Annotated in this window: 13 protein-coding genes; 3 read left to right on the plus strand and 10 right to left on the minus strand. The window is 61.8% G+C overall.

What is annotated here, in order from left to right; translation table 11 throughout:
• Positions 1–261: 261 nt before the first annotated feature.
• The gene (locus tag ACRESD_RS19505; RefSeq protein WP_431752397.1) at positions 262–1,221 is read left to right on the plus strand and encodes a helix-turn-helix domain-containing protein; all 960 of its coding nucleotides are present in this window, start codon (positions 262–264) and stop codon (positions 1,219–1,221) included.
• A gap of 365 nt (positions 1,222–1,586) precedes the next feature.
• Here the strand turns inward: ACRESD_RS19505 and hpaI are convergent, their stop codons facing one another.
• The 8 genes from hpaI to ACRESD_RS19545 form a co-directional block, all read right to left on the minus strand.
• Positions 1,587–2,387 carry a 4-hydroxy-2-oxoheptanedioate aldolase gene (hpaI, locus tag ACRESD_RS19510; protein ID WP_431752398.1) on the minus strand — a complete coding sequence of 267 codons (801 nt, stop codon included), beginning with the start codon at positions 2,385–2,387 and terminating at the stop codon, positions 1,587–1,589.
• A gap of 16 nt (positions 2,388–2,403) precedes the next feature.
• Positions 2,404–3,207 carry a 2-oxo-hept-4-ene-1,7-dioate hydratase gene (gene hpaH, locus ACRESD_RS19515; protein WP_431752399.1) on the minus strand — a complete coding sequence of 268 codons (804 nt, stop codon included), beginning with the start codon at positions 3,205–3,207 and terminating at the stop codon, positions 2,404–2,406.
• 11 nt (positions 3,208–3,218) lie between these two features.
• A complete protein-coding gene (locus ACRESD_RS19520) occupies positions 3,219–4,523 on the minus strand; it encodes an MFS transporter (protein WP_431752400.1) in 1,305 nt (434 codons plus the stop codon).
• A gap of 46 nt (positions 4,524–4,569) precedes the next feature.
• The gene (locus ACRESD_RS19525; protein WP_431752401.1) at positions 4,570–4,962 is read right to left on the minus strand and encodes a 5-carboxymethyl-2-hydroxymuconate isomerase; all 393 of its coding nucleotides are present in this window, start codon (positions 4,960–4,962) and stop codon (positions 4,570–4,572) included.
• Between the two features lie 15 nt (positions 4,963–4,977).
• Positions 4,978–5,835, minus strand: coding sequence for a 3,4-dihydroxyphenylacetate 2,3-dioxygenase (hpaD, locus tag ACRESD_RS19530; RefSeq protein WP_431752402.1), 858 nt, complete (start codon positions 5,833–5,835; stop codon positions 4,978–4,980).
• Between the two features lie 145 nt (positions 5,836–5,980).
• Positions 5,981–7,441, minus strand: a complete 1,461-nt coding sequence (gene hpaE, locus ACRESD_RS19535) for a 5-carboxymethyl-2-hydroxymuconate semialdehyde dehydrogenase (RefSeq protein ID WP_431752409.1) — start codon at positions 7,439–7,441, stop codon at positions 5,981–5,983.
• A gap of 5 nt (positions 7,442–7,446) precedes the next feature.
• Entirely contained in the window at positions 7,447–8,217 is a 771-nt protein-coding gene (locus ACRESD_RS19540; protein WP_431752403.1) for a fumarylacetoacetate hydrolase family protein, read from the minus strand.
• Entirely contained in the window at positions 8,214–8,879 is a 666-nt protein-coding gene (locus tag ACRESD_RS19545) for a fumarylacetoacetate hydrolase family protein (protein WP_431752404.1), read from the minus strand. Before ACRESD_RS19545 ends, ACRESD_RS19540 begins: the two co-directional genes overlap by 4 nt.
• 119 nt (positions 8,880–8,998) lie before the next feature.
• On the opposite strand from ACRESD_RS19545, the gene hpaA reads away from it, so the two are divergent.
• Positions 8,999–9,868 carry a 4-hydroxyphenylacetate catabolism regulatory protein HpaA gene (hpaA, locus tag ACRESD_RS19550; RefSeq protein WP_431752405.1) on the plus strand — a complete coding sequence of 290 codons (870 nt, stop codon included), beginning with the start codon at positions 8,999–9,001 and terminating at the stop codon, positions 9,866–9,868.
• Here hpaA and ACRESD_RS19555 read toward each other — a convergent pair.
• Positions 9,795–11,264: an efflux transporter outer membrane subunit gene (locus ACRESD_RS19555; protein ID WP_431752406.1), complete on the minus strand. Its 1,470-nt coding sequence runs from the start codon at positions 11,262–11,264 to the stop codon at positions 9,795–9,797. The two genes, hpaA and ACRESD_RS19555, sit on opposite strands and share 74 nt — an antisense overlap.
• Positions 11,264–12,058 (minus strand): helix-turn-helix transcriptional regulator, encoded by a 795-nt coding sequence (locus tag ACRESD_RS19560; protein ID WP_431752407.1) that lies wholly within the window; start codon positions 12,056–12,058, stop codon positions 11,264–11,266. The genes ACRESD_RS19555 and ACRESD_RS19560 overlap by 1 nt, the downstream gene beginning before the upstream one ends.
• Before the next feature lie 488 nt (positions 12,059–12,546).
• Here ACRESD_RS19560 and ACRESD_RS19565 point away from each other — a divergent pair.
• On the plus strand, positions 12,547–18,102 hold a 5,556-nt coding region (locus ACRESD_RS19565), incomplete at its 3' end, for an amino acid adenylation domain-containing protein (protein ID WP_431752408.1).

An 18,102-nucleotide genomic window follows, 5' to 3' on the forward strand; every position in this document is an offset into this window, starting at 1 on the left:
GTGAGTCGAATATAACGAGGACCCGATGAGCGGGTTTGACCCTGGCGGCCGGGATGCTTACCTTTTTCGGACATCGCTGGTACGGGAGCGCCGCAGCTCCCTGCCGTCGATCATGCAGGCGATTGACGGCGACCTTGATTAAGATATTAATGTTCGTACGCCACCCATCATTCCTGCCGATCGAGAAACGTCGGCGGCTTGACCCGGACGCCTTGCCTGAAATCCGGGAGGTCCACGTAGCGTTCAACGAGAAGAATAAAAATGACCGCAAATGCCTTGCTCGAAATCCGACGGGCCAGCACCCAGGACACCCCCTTGGAACAGCGCCTGGAGTTCTGGGAGAACTACAACTCGTCCATCCTGGTTGGCCTGAAATGTTCGTCGTATTCCCAATTCGGCTTCACCGCGACCCAGGACAACTTGTGCCTCGAGCGCCTACGGGTGGCCAGCATCGGCGGCAACGAACACGTGGTGGAGCGCGACCGCTCGATGGTCCGTGCGGCCCCCAAGGAGTCGATCTTCGTGTCCCTGGTCCTGGGCAACCAATCGTTCTTCTATCAGGACAACGGCTGCAACCTGCTGCAGCCGGGCGAGCTGGTGATCTACCGGACCGACAAACCCTACGTATTCGGCTTTTCGGGACCGATGCGCCAGCTCATCTTCGACATTCCCCAGGATGACTTCGCCGAGCGCTGTTTGCGCGACCTCAAAGGGCCGCTGAAGATCGGCGCCGAGACCGCGGTTCAGCGCCTGCTGGTGCGCTCCCTCGGCGAGCGCACCCAGGGATTTTTCGACGCTCCTCGGGAGGACGGCGCAGGACGCTTCCAGGAAGAGGCTTACAACCTGCTGGCGAGCATCATTAGTGACCACACCGGCGAGCATCGGGCCAGTGCGCTGAGCGCTTCCTACCTGCTGGCAGCCAAGCAACACATCCAGGAACACCTCGACGACCCATCGCTGACTTGTGAGCAAGTGGCCGCCGCCGCCGGCATCTCCAGCCGGCACTTGGCGCGGTTGTTCGCCCAGGAGGGCGGGGCGCCCAGTCGTTACTTGCAAGAGAAGCGCCTTGAGCGCGCTCGCCAGTTACTCGCCTCGCCCCGCGGAAGCCGCCTGGACATCGCCGAGATAGCCTATCGACACGGATTCTCCAGCCAGGCGCATTTCGCCCGCGCCTTCAAGGGACGCTTTGGAATGACTCCCAGCGAGGCACGCACCCGCTAAATGCGGTCGAAACCGGAAGCGATGTTGCGGCCTTAAAGCCGACCTGAGTGGTGTAGATCAAACGCGGTCAAAAAATGTGGGAGCGGCGGTGCGACGATTCGACTTGCTCGCGAAGAGTGCGTGTCAGTTGATACATATGGAGACTGGCACACCGCATTCGCGAGCAAGCCCGCTCCCACATTTTTAATCTCCATACATCAGGAAAACATCTATCGCTTTTGATCCGGCTCTTGATCCACACCACTCAGGTCGGCTTTCAGGCCGCCGTGCTTTTGCTTTTGATCTCAGGCGCCCCATTAACCACGCTGGCCGCCGTTACCCAAATAATGGATATGTACTCAGCAGACCAGCTCCCACAGGTGGTCTCAGTACACTGCGCCTACCTCTGCGGCCACAGGCGCGCCTTTGAATTTTCCGGCCAACGCCTGCAACCCACGCATCAACACCGTGGTGTCCACCCCCACTGCCACAAACGTTGCACCCAGTTCGATATAGCGTCGCGCCAGGCTTTCATCGGCACTGAGAATCCCCGCTGCTTTACCTGCCTGAACGATGCGCACGATGGCATCCTCAATCGCCGCTTGCACCTCAGGGTGCCCCGGATTGCCACGATGCCCCATGGACGCACTCAAATCTGCCGGCCCGATGAACACACCGTCCACCCCGTCGACGGCGGCAATCGCGTCCAGGTTCGCCAGGCCCTCGCGGTTTTCGATCTGCACCAGCAGGCACATTTGCTCGTCGGCCTGGTCGAGGTAACCGGGAATGCTGTTCCAGCGCGATGCACGGGCCAAGGCACTGCCGACGCCACGAATACCTGCAGGTGGATACCGCATGGCGCGCACCAGATCGTGGGCCTGGTCGGCACTTTCCACCATCGGCACCAGCAAGGTTTGGGCACCGATATCCAGTAGCTGTTTGATCAACGCGCTGTCGCCGATCACCGGTCGAATCAATGCCTGGCTGGGGTAGGGCGCGATAGCCTGTAATTGGCCGAGCATGCCTTGCAGCAGGTTGGGTGCGTGTTCGCCGTCGATCAGCAGCCAGTCGAAACCGGCGTTGGCGGCCAGTTCTGCGCAGTAGGCGTCGGCGAGGCCGAGCCACAGGCCGATCTGTACGTCGCCGTTGCTCAAGCGTTGTTTGAAGCGGTTGATGGGCATGTGCATGACAATCCTCCAGGGTTCAGACGAAGCGGCAGGCAATCGACCCGAGCATGTCGTAGTCGACATGGAAGGTATCACCCGGGTTGGCCGCCACCGGCCGGGTAAAGGAGCCACCGAGGATCACTTGCCCCGGCAACAGCGTGACGTCATAGGGCGCCAGTTTGTTGGCCAGCCACGCCACCCCCTTGGCCGGATGGTTGAGCACCGCCGCCGACACGCCGGACTCCTCAATCACGCCATTGCGATACAACACCGCAGGCACCTTGCGCAGGTCGATGTCGTTGGGGCGCACGGCGCGGCCACCCAGCACCACACCGGCATTCGCGGCGTTGTCGGAGATGGTGTCGAATACCTTGCGGGTCGCGGCGGTTTGCGGGTCGATTTGTTGGATGCGCGCGTCGATGATCTCCAGGGCCGGGATTACCCACTCGGTGGCATCGAGTACATCGAACACCGTGCAGTTCGGGCCTTTGAGGGGTTTGCCGAGGATGAATGCCAGCTCCACTTCCACCCGCGGCACGATGAAGCGCTCGAAGGGGATGTCGCTGCCTTCGTCGAAAAACATGTCATCGAGCAGGGCACCGTAGTCGGGTTCGGTGATGTTCGACGACACTTGCATGGCCCGTGAGGTCAGGCCGATCTTGTGGCCCTTGAGGGTGCGTCCATCCTTGATTTTCTGCGCGACCCAGGCGCGCTGGATGGCGTAGGCGTCGTCGATCGTGATGCCGGGGTAGTCGAGGGAAAACTGGCGCACCTGTTCGCGGCTGCGTTCGGCGCGGTCCAGGCGGGTGGCGGCCTCAAGGATTTGCTGGGAGTCGAGCATGGCAACGGTCTCTAGTGTGGGTTGACGATGGCGGCATGGGTGCGCAGCACCAGCAGGCCGCCGAGGGCGATAAACAGAGCGAGTACATACAGGGCCAGGCTGGCGCTCTGGGTGGCGTCGCGCATCCACCCGATCAGGTACGGCGCGAGGAACGCGGCGACGCTGCCGAACGAGCTGATCATGGCGATGCCCGCAGCCTGGGTGGTGGTGGACAGAAAGGCCGGTGGCAACTGCCAGAACATCGGTAGGGCGGCGCTGGCGCCCATGCCGGCGACCACCAGCCCGCTCATCACCAGCAATGGGTTACCTGGCGCCAGGCCTGCCACGGCGATGCCGACGGCGGCCATCAGCAGTGGCACACACAGGTGCCAGCGACGTTCGCGATGGCGGTCGGAGGAACGCCCGCAACCGATCATGAAGAAGCAGCCGGCCAGGTACGGCACGGCGCTGAGCAGGCCGATCTGGCTGTCGCGGCCGATGCCGGCGCCATGGATCAGGGTGGGCATCCAGAACGCCAGGGTGTTTACCGCGAGCATCACGGCGAAATACACCGCCACCAGTAGCCAAACCTGCGGGTCACGCAGGATGCCGCCGAACGAGGTGATGGTCTTGCGTTGCTCTTCGCTGCTGAGTTGGGCCCGTAGTTGTTGTTTTTGCTCGACTGTCAGCCAGTTCACCGAATCGAAACCATCCGGCAGCCATTTGAGTACCACCAGGCCGAGGAGCACCACTGGCGCGCCTTCGATCAGGAACATCCACTGCCAGCCGCGCAGGCTGCCTACGTTGTGGAAGTTTTCCAGGATGGCACCGGAAATCGGCCCACCCAGTACCCCGGCCATTGGCACCGCAATCGCAAACAACGCGGTGACCTGGGCGCGGCGGCGCGCCGGGTACCAGCGGTTGAGATACACCAGAATCCCAGGGAAGAACCCAGCCTCGGCCACCCCCAGCAGAAAGCGCAGCACGTAGAAACCACGGGCGCTCTCCACCCACAACATGCCGGTGGACAACAGGCCCCACACCACCATCAGGCTGGCGATCCAGCGCCTCGGCCCGACGCGGTCCAGCGCCATGTTGCTCGGCACGCCGAACAATGCATAGGCGATGAAGAACAGCCCGGCGCCGAAGCCGTACACCGTGTCGCTGAAGTGCAGGTCGCTGCTCATCTGCATCTTGGCGAAGCCGATGTTGATACGGTCCAGGTGGGCGAACAGGTAGCACACCAGCAACAGCGGCATCAGGCGCCAGGTGACTAAACGATGGGTGCGGTCGTGCTCGGCCAGCGCGGGGCTGACAGTGGAATGGGCTGTGCTCATGATGTTGTACTTTTTGTTTGAGTGGCCGTGAGAGGAACGGCGGGGCTTACCCCGTCGGGTTGTTCAGAAACGCATGCACGTTGTTCTGCTTGAAGTTGAGCTGCGGGTGCAGCTCGACCATCTCGAATGACAGCGCCAGCAAGCGTTGCGCCTGCAGTTCGGCGAAGTGCGCAGTGATCAGTGCGAACACCTTCTCGGCCACCGCCTGGCGCGTGGGCAGATCGCGGCCATGGCCGACCTTGAGGGTCATGTGTACAAAGGCGTAGTCGTGCTTGCCATCGGCCATGCGCCAAGTGTCCAGGCGCACGCCACGGCTACGGATACCGCCGAGGGGAAACACGCCACTGTCTCCCAGCACGCGGTGGACCTTTTCAAACAGGCCCGGCAGGTCGGCCTGTTGTTCGATGTTGTCGGTGTACTCGGCAATAAAGTGCGGCATGGGTTTCTCCCAGGGTTACAGCGGGAAAATCGCGTTGATCTGGCCGGTGCCCGAACTGCCGAACGGCGCCGTGATGATTTCAGCAGGCTTGGCATGGTCCGGCCCGCCGAGCAGGCCGAGGAGCATGGCGGTGTCGTGCATCTTGCCTTCGCCGAAGCAGTGTTCGGCGTAGTCGGGCAGCATGGCGCAGAACTCCTTGAAGCGGCCTTGCTTCCACATCTCGACCACGTGCAGGTCCACCTGCTTGTCGAATTCGCGGGTCCAGTTATGGATATTCGCTTCGGCCTGGCGGTCGTCCGAGAAACGGTGCGACAAGGAACCGGAGGCCAGCACCAGCACCTTGCGATCACTTTTCTCGATGGCCCGGCGTACGGCGGCGCCAAAGGCAAAGCTGTCTTCCAGGCGATGCCAGGCGCACCAGGCGGCGATGGAGATGACCTTGAATTTTTCATCCTCCGGCACACCCATGTGCATGTAGCGCATGGGCACGAGGGTGCCGTATTCCAGCTCCAGGCTCGGGATGTTGTGGGCCATGCTGCGCACGCCGGCTTCGTTGGCCTCGGCGGCGATCAATTCGCCCAGTTCAGGGCAGCCGGGGTAGGCGTACTCCATGTTCTTGATGAAGTGCGGCAGCTCGTTGCTGGTATAGGTGCCCTGGAACTGCTCGCCGCAGTTGACGTGATAGCCGCTGTTGACCAGCCAGTGCACGTCGAACACTACCGCCGTGTCGGCGCCCAATTCACGGGCGCGCCTGCCGATCTCCTTGTGCCCTGCAATCGCCGCTTCGCGACAGCCGTGATGTTTGCCGGGCAGTTCCGACAGGTACATCGACGGTACGTGGCAGATCTTCGCTGCCAGAACCACTTCGCCCATGATGACTCTCCTGAATAATTATTCTTGTAAGGCCAATGAGGTCCCTGTGGGAGCTGGTTTGCCTGCGATGCGGTGTCTCAGGTGTACCGAGTCGATATCATCGCGGGCAAGCCCGGCTCCCACAGGAAAGCATGCTTATCTCAAGCTACACACCCCAGCGCGGGATGTGGTGGCTGCCCATGGAAATACACACGTTCTTGATCTCGGCAAACACTTCAAAGCTGTACTGGCCACCTTCGCGCCCGGTGCCGGAGCCTTTGACCCCGCCGAATGGCTGGCGCAGGTCACGTACGTTCTGGCTGTTGATAAATACCATGCCGGCTTCAATACCGCGCGCCAGGCGATGGGCCTTGCCGATGTCCTGGGTCCAGATGTACGAGGCCAGGCCGTATTCGGTGTCGTTGGCCAGTTGCAGCGCCTCGGCTTCGTCCTTGAACGGGATCAGGCACACCACCGGGCCGAAGATTTCTTCCTGTGCGATACGCATTTTGTTGTTCACATCGGCAAACACGGTCGGCTGGATGAACTGGCCTTTGCTCAAGTGCGCAGGCAGGTTGGCCGGGCGCTCCAGGCCTCCGGCGAGCAGGGTGGCGCCTTCCTCAATACCGATCTTGATGTAGCCGGTGACCTTGTCGTAGTGCGCCTGGGTGATCATCGAACCGACCTGGGTTTTCGGGTCTTGCGGGTCGCCGACGATCAGGCGCTTGGCCCGGGCAGCGAACTCGGCGACGAACTGCGGGTAGACGCTTTCCTGGATAAAGATTCGGCTGCCGGCGGTGCAGCGCTCGCCGTTCAGGGAAAAAATGGTGAACAGGGCTGCATCAAGGGCGCGTTCCAGATCGGCATCTTCAAAGATCAACACCGGTGACTTGCCACCCAGTTCCATGGAGTACTTTTTCAGCCCGGCGGTCTGCATGATTTTCTTGCCGGTGGCGGTGCCGCCGGTAAAGGAAATCGCCCGCACATCCGGGTGGCGCACCAGCGCGTCGCCGGCCGTGGCGCCGTAGCCCTGGATCACGTTGAGCACGCCGTTGGGAATCCCGGCTTCCACCGCCAGGCGCCCGAGTTCGTTGGCGGTCAGCGGCGACAGTTCGGACATCTTCAACACCGCCGTATTACCCAGGGCCAAACACGGCGCGGTCTTCCAGGTGGCCGTCATGAACGGCACGTTCCATGGCGACACCAACCCGCACACGCCGACCGGCTGATACAGGGTGTAGTTGAGCATCTGGTCGTCCACCGGGTAGCTGTGGCCGTCCATGCGGGTGCAGACTTCAGCGAAAAAATCGAAGTTATGCGAAGCCCGTGGGATCAGCACGTTCTTGGTCTGGTGGATCGGCAGGCCGGTGTCGAGGGTTTCCAGTTCGGCCAGGCGCGGCACGTTCTGCTCGATCAGTTCTCCGAGCTTGCGCATCAAGCGGGCACGCTCCTTGGCCGGGGTGTTGGCCCACTTGGGGAACGCCTCTTTGGCGGCCGCCACAGCTTGAGCGACCTCTTCAGTACCACCGCTGGCGACTTCGCCGATGGCCTCGCCGGTGGCCGGGTTGTAGTTGATGAAGGTGTCTTTGCTCTCGACCTCGCGGCCGTTGATCCAGTGTTTGATCATGTTGCTCACGCCTCTTTCCGGGCGGAGAAGAAGTCCGCCTCGCTGACAATTCGGTTGACCAGGCGACCCACGCCTTCGACTTCCACCACCACTTCATCCCCTGGCACCACGTCGGCCAGGCCTTCGGGTGTGCCGGTGGCGATCATGTCGCCAGGTTGCAGGGTCATGAAGCTGGACAGGTATTCGATGAGGTAGGGGATATCGAAAATCATGTCGCGGGTGCTGCCTTCCTGGCGCAGTTCGCCGTTGATCCAGGTGCGCAGGGTCAGGTTGCTGGGGTCGGGCACGTCGGCCACATCGACGATCCACGGGCCGACCGGCGTGGTGGCATCGCGGTTTTTCACGCGCAGGTTGGGGCGGTAGTAGTTTTCCAGGTAGTCGCGGATCGCGTAGTCGTTGCACACCGTGTAGCCGGCCAGGTAGTCCAGCGCATCGGCGCGTTTGACGTTGCGCGCGGTCTTGCCGATCACCGCCACCAGTTCGCACTCGTAGTGCATGTAGGCGACGTTGTCCGGGCGCCAGGTGGTCTGGCGATGGCCGGTGTAGGTGCCAATGGACTTGATGAAGGCCAGGGGCTCGGTCGGTGGCTTGAATGCCAGCTCGGCGGCGTGGTCTGCGTAGTTCAGGCCGAGGGCGAACATGTTGCCGGTGGCTGGCGGCAGCCATTCCACCTGATCTTCCGCGACCCGGCGGCCATCGCTCAGGCGCACGGCATGGTCGGCCTCGACCTGCACGGCGTGGACTTCACCTTCAAAGCGGATACGGGCGTGCTTCATGCTTGAGTCTCCGCTTGAACATGAGTGATCAGGCGTCCCACGCCGCTGATTTCAACCTCAACCTTGTCACCCGGTTGCACATCCACACGGCCTTCGGGGGTGCCGGTAATCAGTACGTCGCCAGGGTGCAGGGTCATGAACTCGCTGATCTCGGAGATCAATTGCGGAATGTCCCGTACCCAGTTGGACGTGGCGTTTTCCTGGCGCAGTTCGCCGTTGACCCAGAGTTTGAGACTCAACTGATTGGGGTTGGCGACTTGATCCCGTGGCACAAGCGCCGGCCCCAAGGCGCAAAACCCATCGCGGCATTTGGCTTTGACGGCGGGGCGGTAGTAGCTGTCTTCCGGCAGGCTGAATTCATTCACCACCACATAACCGGCCACATGGGCCATGGCATTGTCCAGGCTGACGCGACTGGCGCGCTGGCCGATGACCACACCCAGCGCCGGCCCTGGTTGCAGGCGTTCTCCTTCAGGATGCAGCACCACACCGCCATGCTCATTGCGCGTATTTGGGGTTTTGATAAACAGCACCGGCTTGGTCGGCGGCTTCTGGTAGGGCGCCTGTTCGAAGGCGGCGAGATGTTGGTCCAGCAGGCCCTGGTAGTTCAGCGCAACGCCGAACAGGGTGCCGCTGGCAACATCATGCAGGGTACGGCTCATGCGTTTCTCCTGGCGGTGGCGACTGCTGCATAGGCAGTTCGTTAATGTGTTAACGTTATAATTAATATGTTAACTACCGTCAAGCGTGGCAAAATCCAGCGGCACTCCAATAACAAGAAGTGAGCAGCGTGAAGCCGATTCCCAATATCAATATCGGGCAGGTCTACGACCAGCGTTACAGCGACGCCGAGGTGCATTACGACAAGCTCGGCAACCTGGCGGGATTTTTCGGGCGCAACATGCCCGTGCATCGGCATGACCGATTTTTCCAGGTGCATTACGTGAAAAGTGGTGCGGTGCGGGTGTATCTGGATGACCGCCAATACGTCGAATCGGGGCCGCTGTTTTTCCTCACGCCACCCACGGTGCCCCACGCCTTTGTCACCGAGGCCGACGCCGACGGGCATGTGCTGACGGTACGCCAGCAACTGGTGTGGACGTTGATGGAGGCCGATCCCAGCCTCGCCTCAGGCGCTGCCTGCGTGACCCTGACGGAGGATGCCCAAGGGCTGGATCAGCTCTTTGAAGCATTGAGTGGCGAGATCAACGCCGAACGGGCAGGGCGCGCGGCCGCCCTGGATAGCCTGACCCGCCTGATCATGATCCGCCTGCTGCGTTTGTGCGCCCACTCGCTGCCGGCACGCCCGACGCGACATGAGGACTTGCGCATCTTCCATCGCTTCAACGAGTTGATCGAGGCCCACTACCTGGAGCATTGGCCGCTGGTACGTTACGCCGAGGGAATTGGTGTCACCGAAGCGCGCCTCAATGAGGTCTGCCGACGCCTGGCCGACCTGCCGTCCAAGCGCCTGGTCCTGGAGCGCCTGATGCAGGAAGCCAAGCGCCTTTTGCTGTTTACCGGCAGCTCCGCGAATGAAATCTGCTACCAGCTGGGGTTCAAGGACCCGGCGTATTTCAGCCGGTTTTTCCTTCGCTATGCCCAGGTGACGCCGGGGGAGTATCGCTTGCGGCAGTCTGGCTTGCGTTGACGCTCCACGCGCCACCCAGTGCCGTGTACAGGTTCACCTCCGCCACCAGTTGCGCCAGCCGATCCACAATCAACGCTTGCTGTGAGCTGAACAGCGAGCGTTGCGCATCGAGGAACGTCAGGTTGCTGTCCACGCCGCTGCGGTAGCGGTGTTGAGCCAGGTCGTAATAAGCCTGGTTGGCGGCGACGAAATCCCGTTGCGCGGCCAATTGATCGTTGAACGTCTGGCGTGCAGCGAGGCCATCGGCGACTTCCTGGAACGCGGTCTGGATGGATTTTTCGTACTGCGCCACGGTGATGTCTTTCTGCAATTTGGCGTAGTCGAGGCTGGCACGCAGGCTGCCCGCGTTGAAGATCGGCAGGTTGATCTGCGGCTGGAACGTCCAGGTGCCCGAGCCGCCCTTGAACAAACCCGACAGGTCCTTGCTGGTGCTGCCGGCGTTAGCGGTGAGGGTGATCGACGGAAAGAACGCGGCACGCGCCGCACCGATATTCGCGTTGGCGGCTTGCAACTGGTATTCGGCCTGGAGGATATCCGGGCGACGTTGCAGCAGGTCGGACGGCAGCCCTGCCGGCACGCGTGCCACCAAGTCATCGGCCAATGGGCGGGCGGGCAGATTTTCATCCACCGGGCCGCCCACCAGCAAGGCGAGATTGTTGAGGTCCTGGGCAACCTGGCGTTCATAACGGGCCACGCTGGCGCGGGTGCTTTCCACCGCCGTGCGCGCTTGTACCACGTCCAGCGCCGAAGCTTTGCCCGCGGTTTTGCTGCGGTTGGTCAACTGCCAGCTGTGATCATTGGCAACCAGGGTTTGCTCGGCCAGGGCCAGCAGTTCCTGGTCGGCGCGCCAGGTCAGGTAAGCGTTGGCGACGTTCGCCACCAGGCTCAGTTGCGCGCTGCGCCGTGCCTCTTCGGTGCCCAGGTAGTTCAGCATCGCCTGTTCACTGAGGCTGCGCACACGGCCGAACAAATCCAGCTCGTAGGCGCTCAACCCCAAGGTGGCGGAGTAGTTGGAGGTGATCGCCGACTTGCCGGTGCCGGTCACGTCGCCGGGCAGTTTCTGACGTTTGCCGGCACCGCTGGCGGACACCGCCGGGAACAGGTCCGCGCGCTGGATGCGGTACTGCGCCTGGAACGCTTGCACATTGAGTGCCGCCACCCGCAAGTCACGGTTATTGACCAGCGCAGCGTCAATCAGCTGTTGCAGGGCCGGGTCATGGAACAGTTGTTGCCAGTCCGGTTTCACCGCCAGAGTTCCGGCCTGGGCCAGGCTGTAGACACCGCCTTGGGGGTACTGTGCAGGCGTAGGGGCAGGTGGCCGTTGGTACTCGGGAATCAGCGAGCAACCGCCGAGCAGCCAAGCCATGCCGACAGTGGTGAGCGTCAATTTGTTCATCAGGCGCCAACCATCCATTTGGCCAGGCCATGGCGGCCACTCACGCCCAATTTGGCGGCGGCACGCTTGAGATAGGTTTCGATCGAGCTGTTTTTCACGCTGAGTTTTTCCGCTATTTGCGGCACGGTGCCGCCGGTCAGCAGGCCGAGACAGACTTCCTGCTCCCGCGCCGAGAGGGTGATTTCACTGAGGGACAAACGCTTGTAGAACTCACGTTGCAACTGTGATTGTTCGAGCAGATTGTGGACCGGCTCAGCTTCTGTATGAGAGGTCTGGCGCAAGAGTTGCGCGTGCCGCTCCATCAGTGGCAGCAGGGTGTCTGACAGGCACTTGAGGAACGACAGTTCGGCCAGGGAAAACCCACGTTGGGTCGCTTGGCGATAGAACGAAATCACACAGCGTCGATTGCCCTGGCGAGACACCAGGTTGCACTGGTGCGAGGTGCCCAGCGGGCAGGTGCTGCTGGCCTTGGCCTTCATCTGGATCAGCAGCGGGTCTTGCATGCGCAGCATCTCTCGCAGCAGCGGGTGGTCTTTGAGGGGCCGCAAAGGTTGGGGCGCACAGAGGTCTTTTTTCAGGCCGGCGCTGCCCAGCAATTTGATGTCGAGCGCGCTGTCGCGCAGTTCATCGAGGGTCCATTCACTCAGGTCCACCAGGTGAATGGGCACCCATTTGTCCACCAGGTGCAACATGTTGGCGGCGAAGCTCGGGTGGCCGCTGTTTGAAATCAACTCACCCAATTCAGCATAGAAATGCGGGCTTTGCGTGTTGCCAATACTGCGATTCAGACTCATAGCCATCTCATCCTTGATGTCGAAAACCGTCAACGGTTGCCCGTACGTGTGCAGGCCTCCCGTTCTCCTTGAACCTGGGTCGGTGCTCGAGGCTTCATTTAGCCACGTGGATTTGTCCTACGTATGTAGCGGAAACGAGGGACACAACCTGCCATAAAAACGGTGTCACTAATTCGACGTTTCTGACGGTGTATTCCGCCTTTGAAAAATAGAGTTTGGTTTTTAGAGTTAGTTAACTAGTTGATTTTTAATGTGAAAATCAATTTTAAATAAAATTTTGAGAAATCTGACATCGGCCAGATATAGCTAATCTCCTACATCGCTTTAATCGATTCAGCAATGAACCATCAGGCAGGCCCATTCCTGTCCATTTGGGTGTCCGGGTTTCGGGTGTCAGACACACTCCTAGCCCCATGCTCCAATCCGGCGCATTCGTCGTAATGGGCCACCTTGCGCGGCCAGTGCCTGACCCCCATGAGAAGGATCTTATGAAGCATCTCAACAGCCTGCCGGCCAGCTTCCCCCTCACCGCCGCCCAACAAGACATCTGGCTCGATCAACTGCGGGCAGGCGACTCGCCGCTGTACAACATCGGCGGTTATGTCGATTTCGCAGGCCCCGTGGTGCCCGACCTGATCCGACGCGCCGTCGAGCTGCTGGTGGCCAAGCACGATGCGTTACGTACCCAATTGCACAGCGATGGGAGCGGCCTGCCCCGGCAAACCTTCGCCGCTACTTTGATGGCAGAGGTGGCACTGCATGACTTCTCTGGGTTGCCCGACCCCAAGGCAGCGACCCAGGCCCTGATGCAGACGCAAATGGCCCGCCCCTACGCCATGACCGATGAGCCGTTGTTCCGCTTTTTCCTGGTCAAGCTCGATGACGATCACTACCGCCTCGGTACTCAGGCTCATCACCTGATCCTCGACGGCTGGGGCTTTGGCCAAATGCTGCAATCCCTGGCGCACCTGTACACCGCCCTGGAGCATGGGCGACAACCGGAACCCGACGCACCGTCCTATATCGAATTCATCGACACTGACCTGCGCTACCATCAATCCGCGCGTTATGCCCGCGACCGCGCGTATTGGCTAGACAAGTACAAGGTGCTGCCCGAGCCGCTGCTCACTCCCAAACTGAACGCCCTGGCGCCGAGCAATACCCTGGTGCAACCCTTCCCGGTGACGCTGCTCAACCGCATGGAGCAAGTGGCCAACCGTTACCAGGCCTCGGCGTTTCACGTGTTGCTGGCGGCGATGTACGTGTATTTCACCCGTACCTATCAGCGTGATGAGTGGGTGGTAGGGCTGCCGATTCTCAACCGCTCCAACGCACGTTTTCGTTCCACCGTGGGGTTGTTCACCCAAGTGAGCGCGGTGCGTTTTCAGTTCAGTGAGCAGTTGCCGTTCAGTGCGCTGGTGCGTGGTGTGCGCGATCAGCTCAAACAGGATTTTCGCCACCAGCGCTTTCCCTTGAGTGAGATGAACCGCGAGTTGGGCCTGCGTCGCACTGATCGCGGCCAGTTGTTCGACCTGTCGGTATCCTTCGAGCAGGACGACCATGACCTGCGCTACGGCCATGTCCAGGCTCGTGCAATCAAGGTCTCCAACCACCACGAGCCGCTGCCGATTGCGATTCACCTGCGCAGCAACCGCTACCAGGACACCGCGTGCCTGCATTGCGTCTATAACGAAGCGTACTTCCAGCACGACGAGGTGCAGGCGTTGGCGCAGCGCTTCACCTGGCTGCTGGAGCAGGGCCTGGAAAACACCGGGTTGGCCCTGGCCGAGTTTCCCCTGGTGACACCGGCCGAGCAGGCGCAACTGCAACAGTGGAATGCCACCGCGCAACCCAACACCGTACCGCAGACCTTGCACGGGCGCATCGAAGCCCAGGTCGCGCGTACGCCCGATGCCATCGCGGCGATTTACCGAGGGCAGCCACTGACTTACCGGCAGCTCGATCAGCAGGCCAATGCCTTGGCCTATCAGCTGTTGACCCACGGTGTGGAACCGGATGATCGCGTGGCAATTGTGGCCCGGCGTGGCCTGGACACGTTGGTGGGATTGCTGGCGATCCTCAAGTCCGGCGCCTGCTATGTGCCGGTTGATCCTGCCCATCCCGCCGAACGCCTGGACTACCTGCTGCACGACAGCGCGCCTGTGGCGGTGCTGACCCAGCATGATCTGCTGCATCGGGTGCCCGCCTCAGAGGTGCCGGTACTGCTGCTGGACCGACCCGCAGTGCACTTGGGCGAGAGCCCGCGTGTCGCAGCCGGCCCGTCGAGCCTCGCTTATGTTATCTACACCTCCGGCTCCACCGGATTGCCCAAGGGCGTGATGGTCGAGCATCACACGGTGTCCAACCTGGTGGACTGGCACTGCCAGGCCTTCAATCTTCACGCTGGCAGCCACACCGCCAGTGTGGCCGGGTTCGGTTTTGATGCGATGGCCTGGGAAGTCTGGCCGGCACTGTGCGTGGGCGCGACGCTGCATCTACCACCGGCCCATGAAGGTGCCGAAGACATCGATGCACTGCTCGACTGGTGGCGCGCACAGCCGCTGGATGTGTGTTTCCTGCCGACACCGGTCGCCGAGTACGCTTTCAGCCAGCGCCTGGAACACCCGACCCTGCATACCCTGTTGATCGGCGGCGACCGCCTGCGCTCATACACTCGGGCGCAAACCTTCGACGTGATCAACAACTATGGCCCCACCGAAGCCACGGTGGTTGCTACCTCCGGGCGTGTGGATGTCGGTGGTCCGTTGCATATCGGCGGGCCGATCACCAATGCCAGCGTGTACCTGCTGGATGAACAACAACGCCAGGTGCCCATCGGCGCCACGGGGGAGCTGTACGTCGGCGGTAAAGGCGTGGCGCGCGGCTATCTGAACCGGCCCGAGTTGAGTGCCGAACGCTTCCTTGATAACCCGTTCGGCGACGGTCGTCTGTATCGCACCGGCGACCTGGCGCGTTGGTTACCCGACGGCAACCTGGAGTACCTGGGGCGCAACGATGATCAGGTGAAAATTCGAGGCGTGCGTATCGAACTGGGGGAAATCGAGTCGGCCCTGGCGACTCACTCGGCAGTTCAAGAAGCCGTGGTGCTGTTTCGCGAGGGGCAATTGTTGGCGTGGTTCGTCGAGCGGCATCACGTCGACATCGACATGCTACGTGCCCATCTGCAAGTCTCGCTGCCGGATTACATGCTGCCCGCGGCCTACGTGAAACTCGACGTTTTACCCCTGACAGCCAACGGCAAGCTCGACCGCAAGGCCCTGCCGGCACCGACCCAGGCCGCCTTTATCACTCGTGTGTTCGAGGCGCCGCGCGCGGGTGTGGAGACGACGTTGGCACAGATCTGGGCTGACCTCTTGCAGGTGCAGCAGGTCGGGCGTCACGACCACTTCTTCGAACTGGGCGGGCATTCATTGCTGGCGGTACAACTGGTGCAACGCATGCGCCAGGCCGGGTTGCAGGCCGATGTGCAGGTGCTGTTCGGCCAGCCAACGTTGTCGGCGCTGGCGGCGGCCAGTGCCGGCAGCGACAGGGAGGTGCCGGCCAACCGAATTGCGACGGGTTGTACCCATATCACCACGGACATGCTCGCCCTGGCCGAGCTGGACCCGCCGAGCCTGGATCGGATCATCGCGGGCATTCCCGGTGGTGCGGCGAATGTGCAGGAAATCTACCCGCTGGCGCCGTTGCAGGAAGGCTTGCTCTACCACCACATTACCGACGAACGCGACCCGTACCAGCAACACGCGATGTTCAGTTTTGCCCGGCGCGAGCAACTGGACGCGTTTGCCCAGGCCCTGCAACAGGTGATCGATCGTCACGATATCCTGCGCACCAGCCTGGTGTGGGATGCCCTTGAACAGCCCATGCAAGTGGTGTGGCGCCATGCGTCATTGCGCGTCGAGCCGCTGCGTGAACCCTGTGAACCCCTCGACTTGCGCCAGGCACCGCTGATGGCCCTGGAGTACGCCGAAGACCCGCAGCAGCAACGCTGGGTGGCGAGGTTACGCTTCCATCATCTGGTCAATGACGCCACCTCCATGACGGTACTGGCAAACGAAATCCGCGCCCACATGCTCGGTCAACAGGCGCAACTTCCGCTGCCGGTGCCTTATCGCAACGTAGTGGCACAGAGTCGCTCCGCGGCGCAGCAGATCGCCCACGAGGCGTACTTTCGTGAGCGGCTGGCGGATGTCAGCGAGCCGACCCTGGCGTTCGGTTTGCAGGAACATCAGCTGGACCGCAATGAAATCGAAGCATTCGAACGGTCGGTCACTGACCTCCTCAACCGGCGTTTGCGCGCACAGGCCAGCGTGATGGGCGTGAGCGCCGCGAGCCTGTTCCACCTGGCCTGGGCCCATGTGCTGGGCTGCGTATCAGGGCGCGATGACGTTGTGTTCGGTACTGTGCTGCTGGGCCGCTTGCAGGCGGGCGAGGGCGCAGACCGTGCACTGGGTATGTTTATCAATACCTTGCCGCTGCGGGCGTGCTTGGCCGGCAAAACCGTGGTTGAGGCGTTGGGCGACACCCATGCTCAATTAAGCGCCTTGCTCGTTCACGAGCAAGCGTCCCTGGCGTTGGCGCAGCGGTGCAGCAGCGCCACACCCCTGTTCAACAGCCTGCTCAACTATCGGCACACAGGCGCCGACAAGGACTTTAACCTGGTGCCGGGCGTCGCCTTGATCAGCAGTGAAGACATCGTCAGTTATCCGCTGATGATCAGCGTGGACGATACCGCCAGTGGTTTTCGTCTCAAGGCGATGGCGCCGCGTGAGGTGGGGGCCGAGCGTTTGCTGGACTACCTCGACACCGTGTTGAACGGGCTGGTGGACGCCCTTGAGCAAGCCCCGCACACGCTTCTGAGCGAGGTGCCGGTGTTACCCTCCGGCGAGTTACGCAAGCTGTTGGTGGACTTCAACCCTGGTGAAATCGACTACCCCACGACCGTCACCCTGCAAGGGCTGTTTGAAGCCCATGCGCGACATACCCCGCATGGCATTGCCGTGCAGGCCGATGCAGGCCAACTGACCTACCGCGAGCTCAACGAGCGCGCCAACCAGTTGGCTTTCCACCTGCGCGAGCGTGGGGTGCAACCCGATTCGCGGGTGGCGTTGTGCGTCGAGCGCGGGTTGGAGCTGGTCGTGGGTTTGCTGGCGATTCTCAAGGCCGGGGGTGCCTATGTACCGCTGGACCCGGGCTTCCCGAGCGAGCGCCTGGCCTACATGCTCAAAGACAGTCAACCCGTGGCACTGCTGGTACACGCAGCTACGCGTGAGTTACTGGGTGAAGTCTCGATCCCGGTCATCGACTTCGACCGTTGTGCCTGGAGCCAGGCACCGACCGGCAACCCCCTGGTCCCTGGCCTGACTGCCGCCAACTTGGCCTATGTGATGTATACCTCCGGCTCCACGGGGACGCCGAAAGGCGTAATGGTCGAGCATCGTGGCCTGTGCAACCTGATGCAGTGGGCTTCCCGGTTGTGCCCGGACGCTGAAGGTGGAGCCTTGCTGCAAAGGGCTCCGTTCAGTTTCGATGGCTCGGTGTGGGAGCTGTTCTGGCCGTTGACCCATGGCATGCGCCTGGTGCTGGCACGGGTTGACGGCCATCGCGAACCGGCTTACCTGGCGCAAGTGATTCGCGCGCAGCACATTACGGTGATCCAATTTGTACCTGCCATGCTGCAGCAATTCCTCGAATTGGAAGTGTCAGCGTTGTGCAGCAGCCTCACCGATGTCTTTTGCGGCGGCGGCGAACTGACCGAAGCCTTGGCCCGCGCCGTCCGGGCGCGCCTACCCCAGGTGCGATTGCACAACGTCTATGGGCCTACCGAAGCCACGGTAGACAGTTGTATCTGGACCCTGGAGCCCGGTGCGCCGGTGCCTGCCCTGCAGTTGCCGATCGGGCGGGCTATCAGCAATACCCGCCTCTATGTGCTGGATGAGCGCGACAGGCCGGTGCCGCTGGGTGTCAGCGGTCAGCTACACATCGGCGGTGTCGGGGTCGCGCGAGGCTACCTGGGGCTGGAG

This window comes from Pseudomonas sp. (assembly GCF_050739995.1).
Lineage (GTDB): Bacteria > Pseudomonadota > Gammaproteobacteria > Pseudomonadales > Pseudomonadaceae > Aquipseudomonas.

Coding starts and splice junctions, on each gene's coding strand:
- ACRESD_RS19545 (WP_431752404.1), bottom strand. CDS start 8,879: ATGAGCCGTACCCTGCATGATGTTGCCAGCGGCACCCTGTTCGGCGTT.
- ACRESD_RS19540 (WP_431752403.1), bottom strand. CDS start 8,217: ATGAAGCACGCCCGTATCCGCTTTGAAGGTGAAGTCCACGCCGTGCAG.
- hpaI (WP_431752398.1), bottom strand. CDS start 2,387: ATGCACATGCCCATCAACCGCTTCAAACAACGCTTGAGCAACGGCGAC.
- hpaE (WP_431752409.1), bottom strand. CDS start 7,441: ATGATCAAACACTGGATCAACGGCCGCGAGGTCGAGAGCAAAGACACC.
- hpaH (WP_431752399.1), bottom strand. CDS start 3,207: ATGCTCGACTCCCAGCAAATCCTTGAGGCCGCCACCCGCCTGGACCGC.
- ACRESD_RS19520 (WP_431752400.1), bottom strand. CDS start 4,523: ATGAGCACAGCCCATTCCACTGTCAGCCCCGCGCTGGCCGAGCACGAC.
- hpaD (WP_431752402.1), bottom strand. CDS start 5,835: ATGGGCGAAGTGGTTCTGGCAGCGAAGATCTGCCACGTACCGTCGATG.
- ACRESD_RS19560 (WP_431752407.1), bottom strand. CDS start 12,058: ATGAGTCTGAATCGCAGTATTGGCAACACGCAAAGCCCGCATTTCTAT.
- ACRESD_RS19555 (WP_431752406.1), bottom strand. CDS start 11,264: ATGAACAAATTGACGCTCACCACTGTCGGCATGGCTTGGCTGCTCGGC.
- ACRESD_RS19505 (WP_431752397.1), top strand. CDS start 262: ATGACCGCAAATGCCTTGCTCGAAATCCGACGGGCCAGCACCCAGGAC.
- ACRESD_RS19525 (WP_431752401.1), bottom strand. CDS start 4,962: ATGCCGCACTTTATTGCCGAGTACACCGACAACATCGAACAACAGGCC.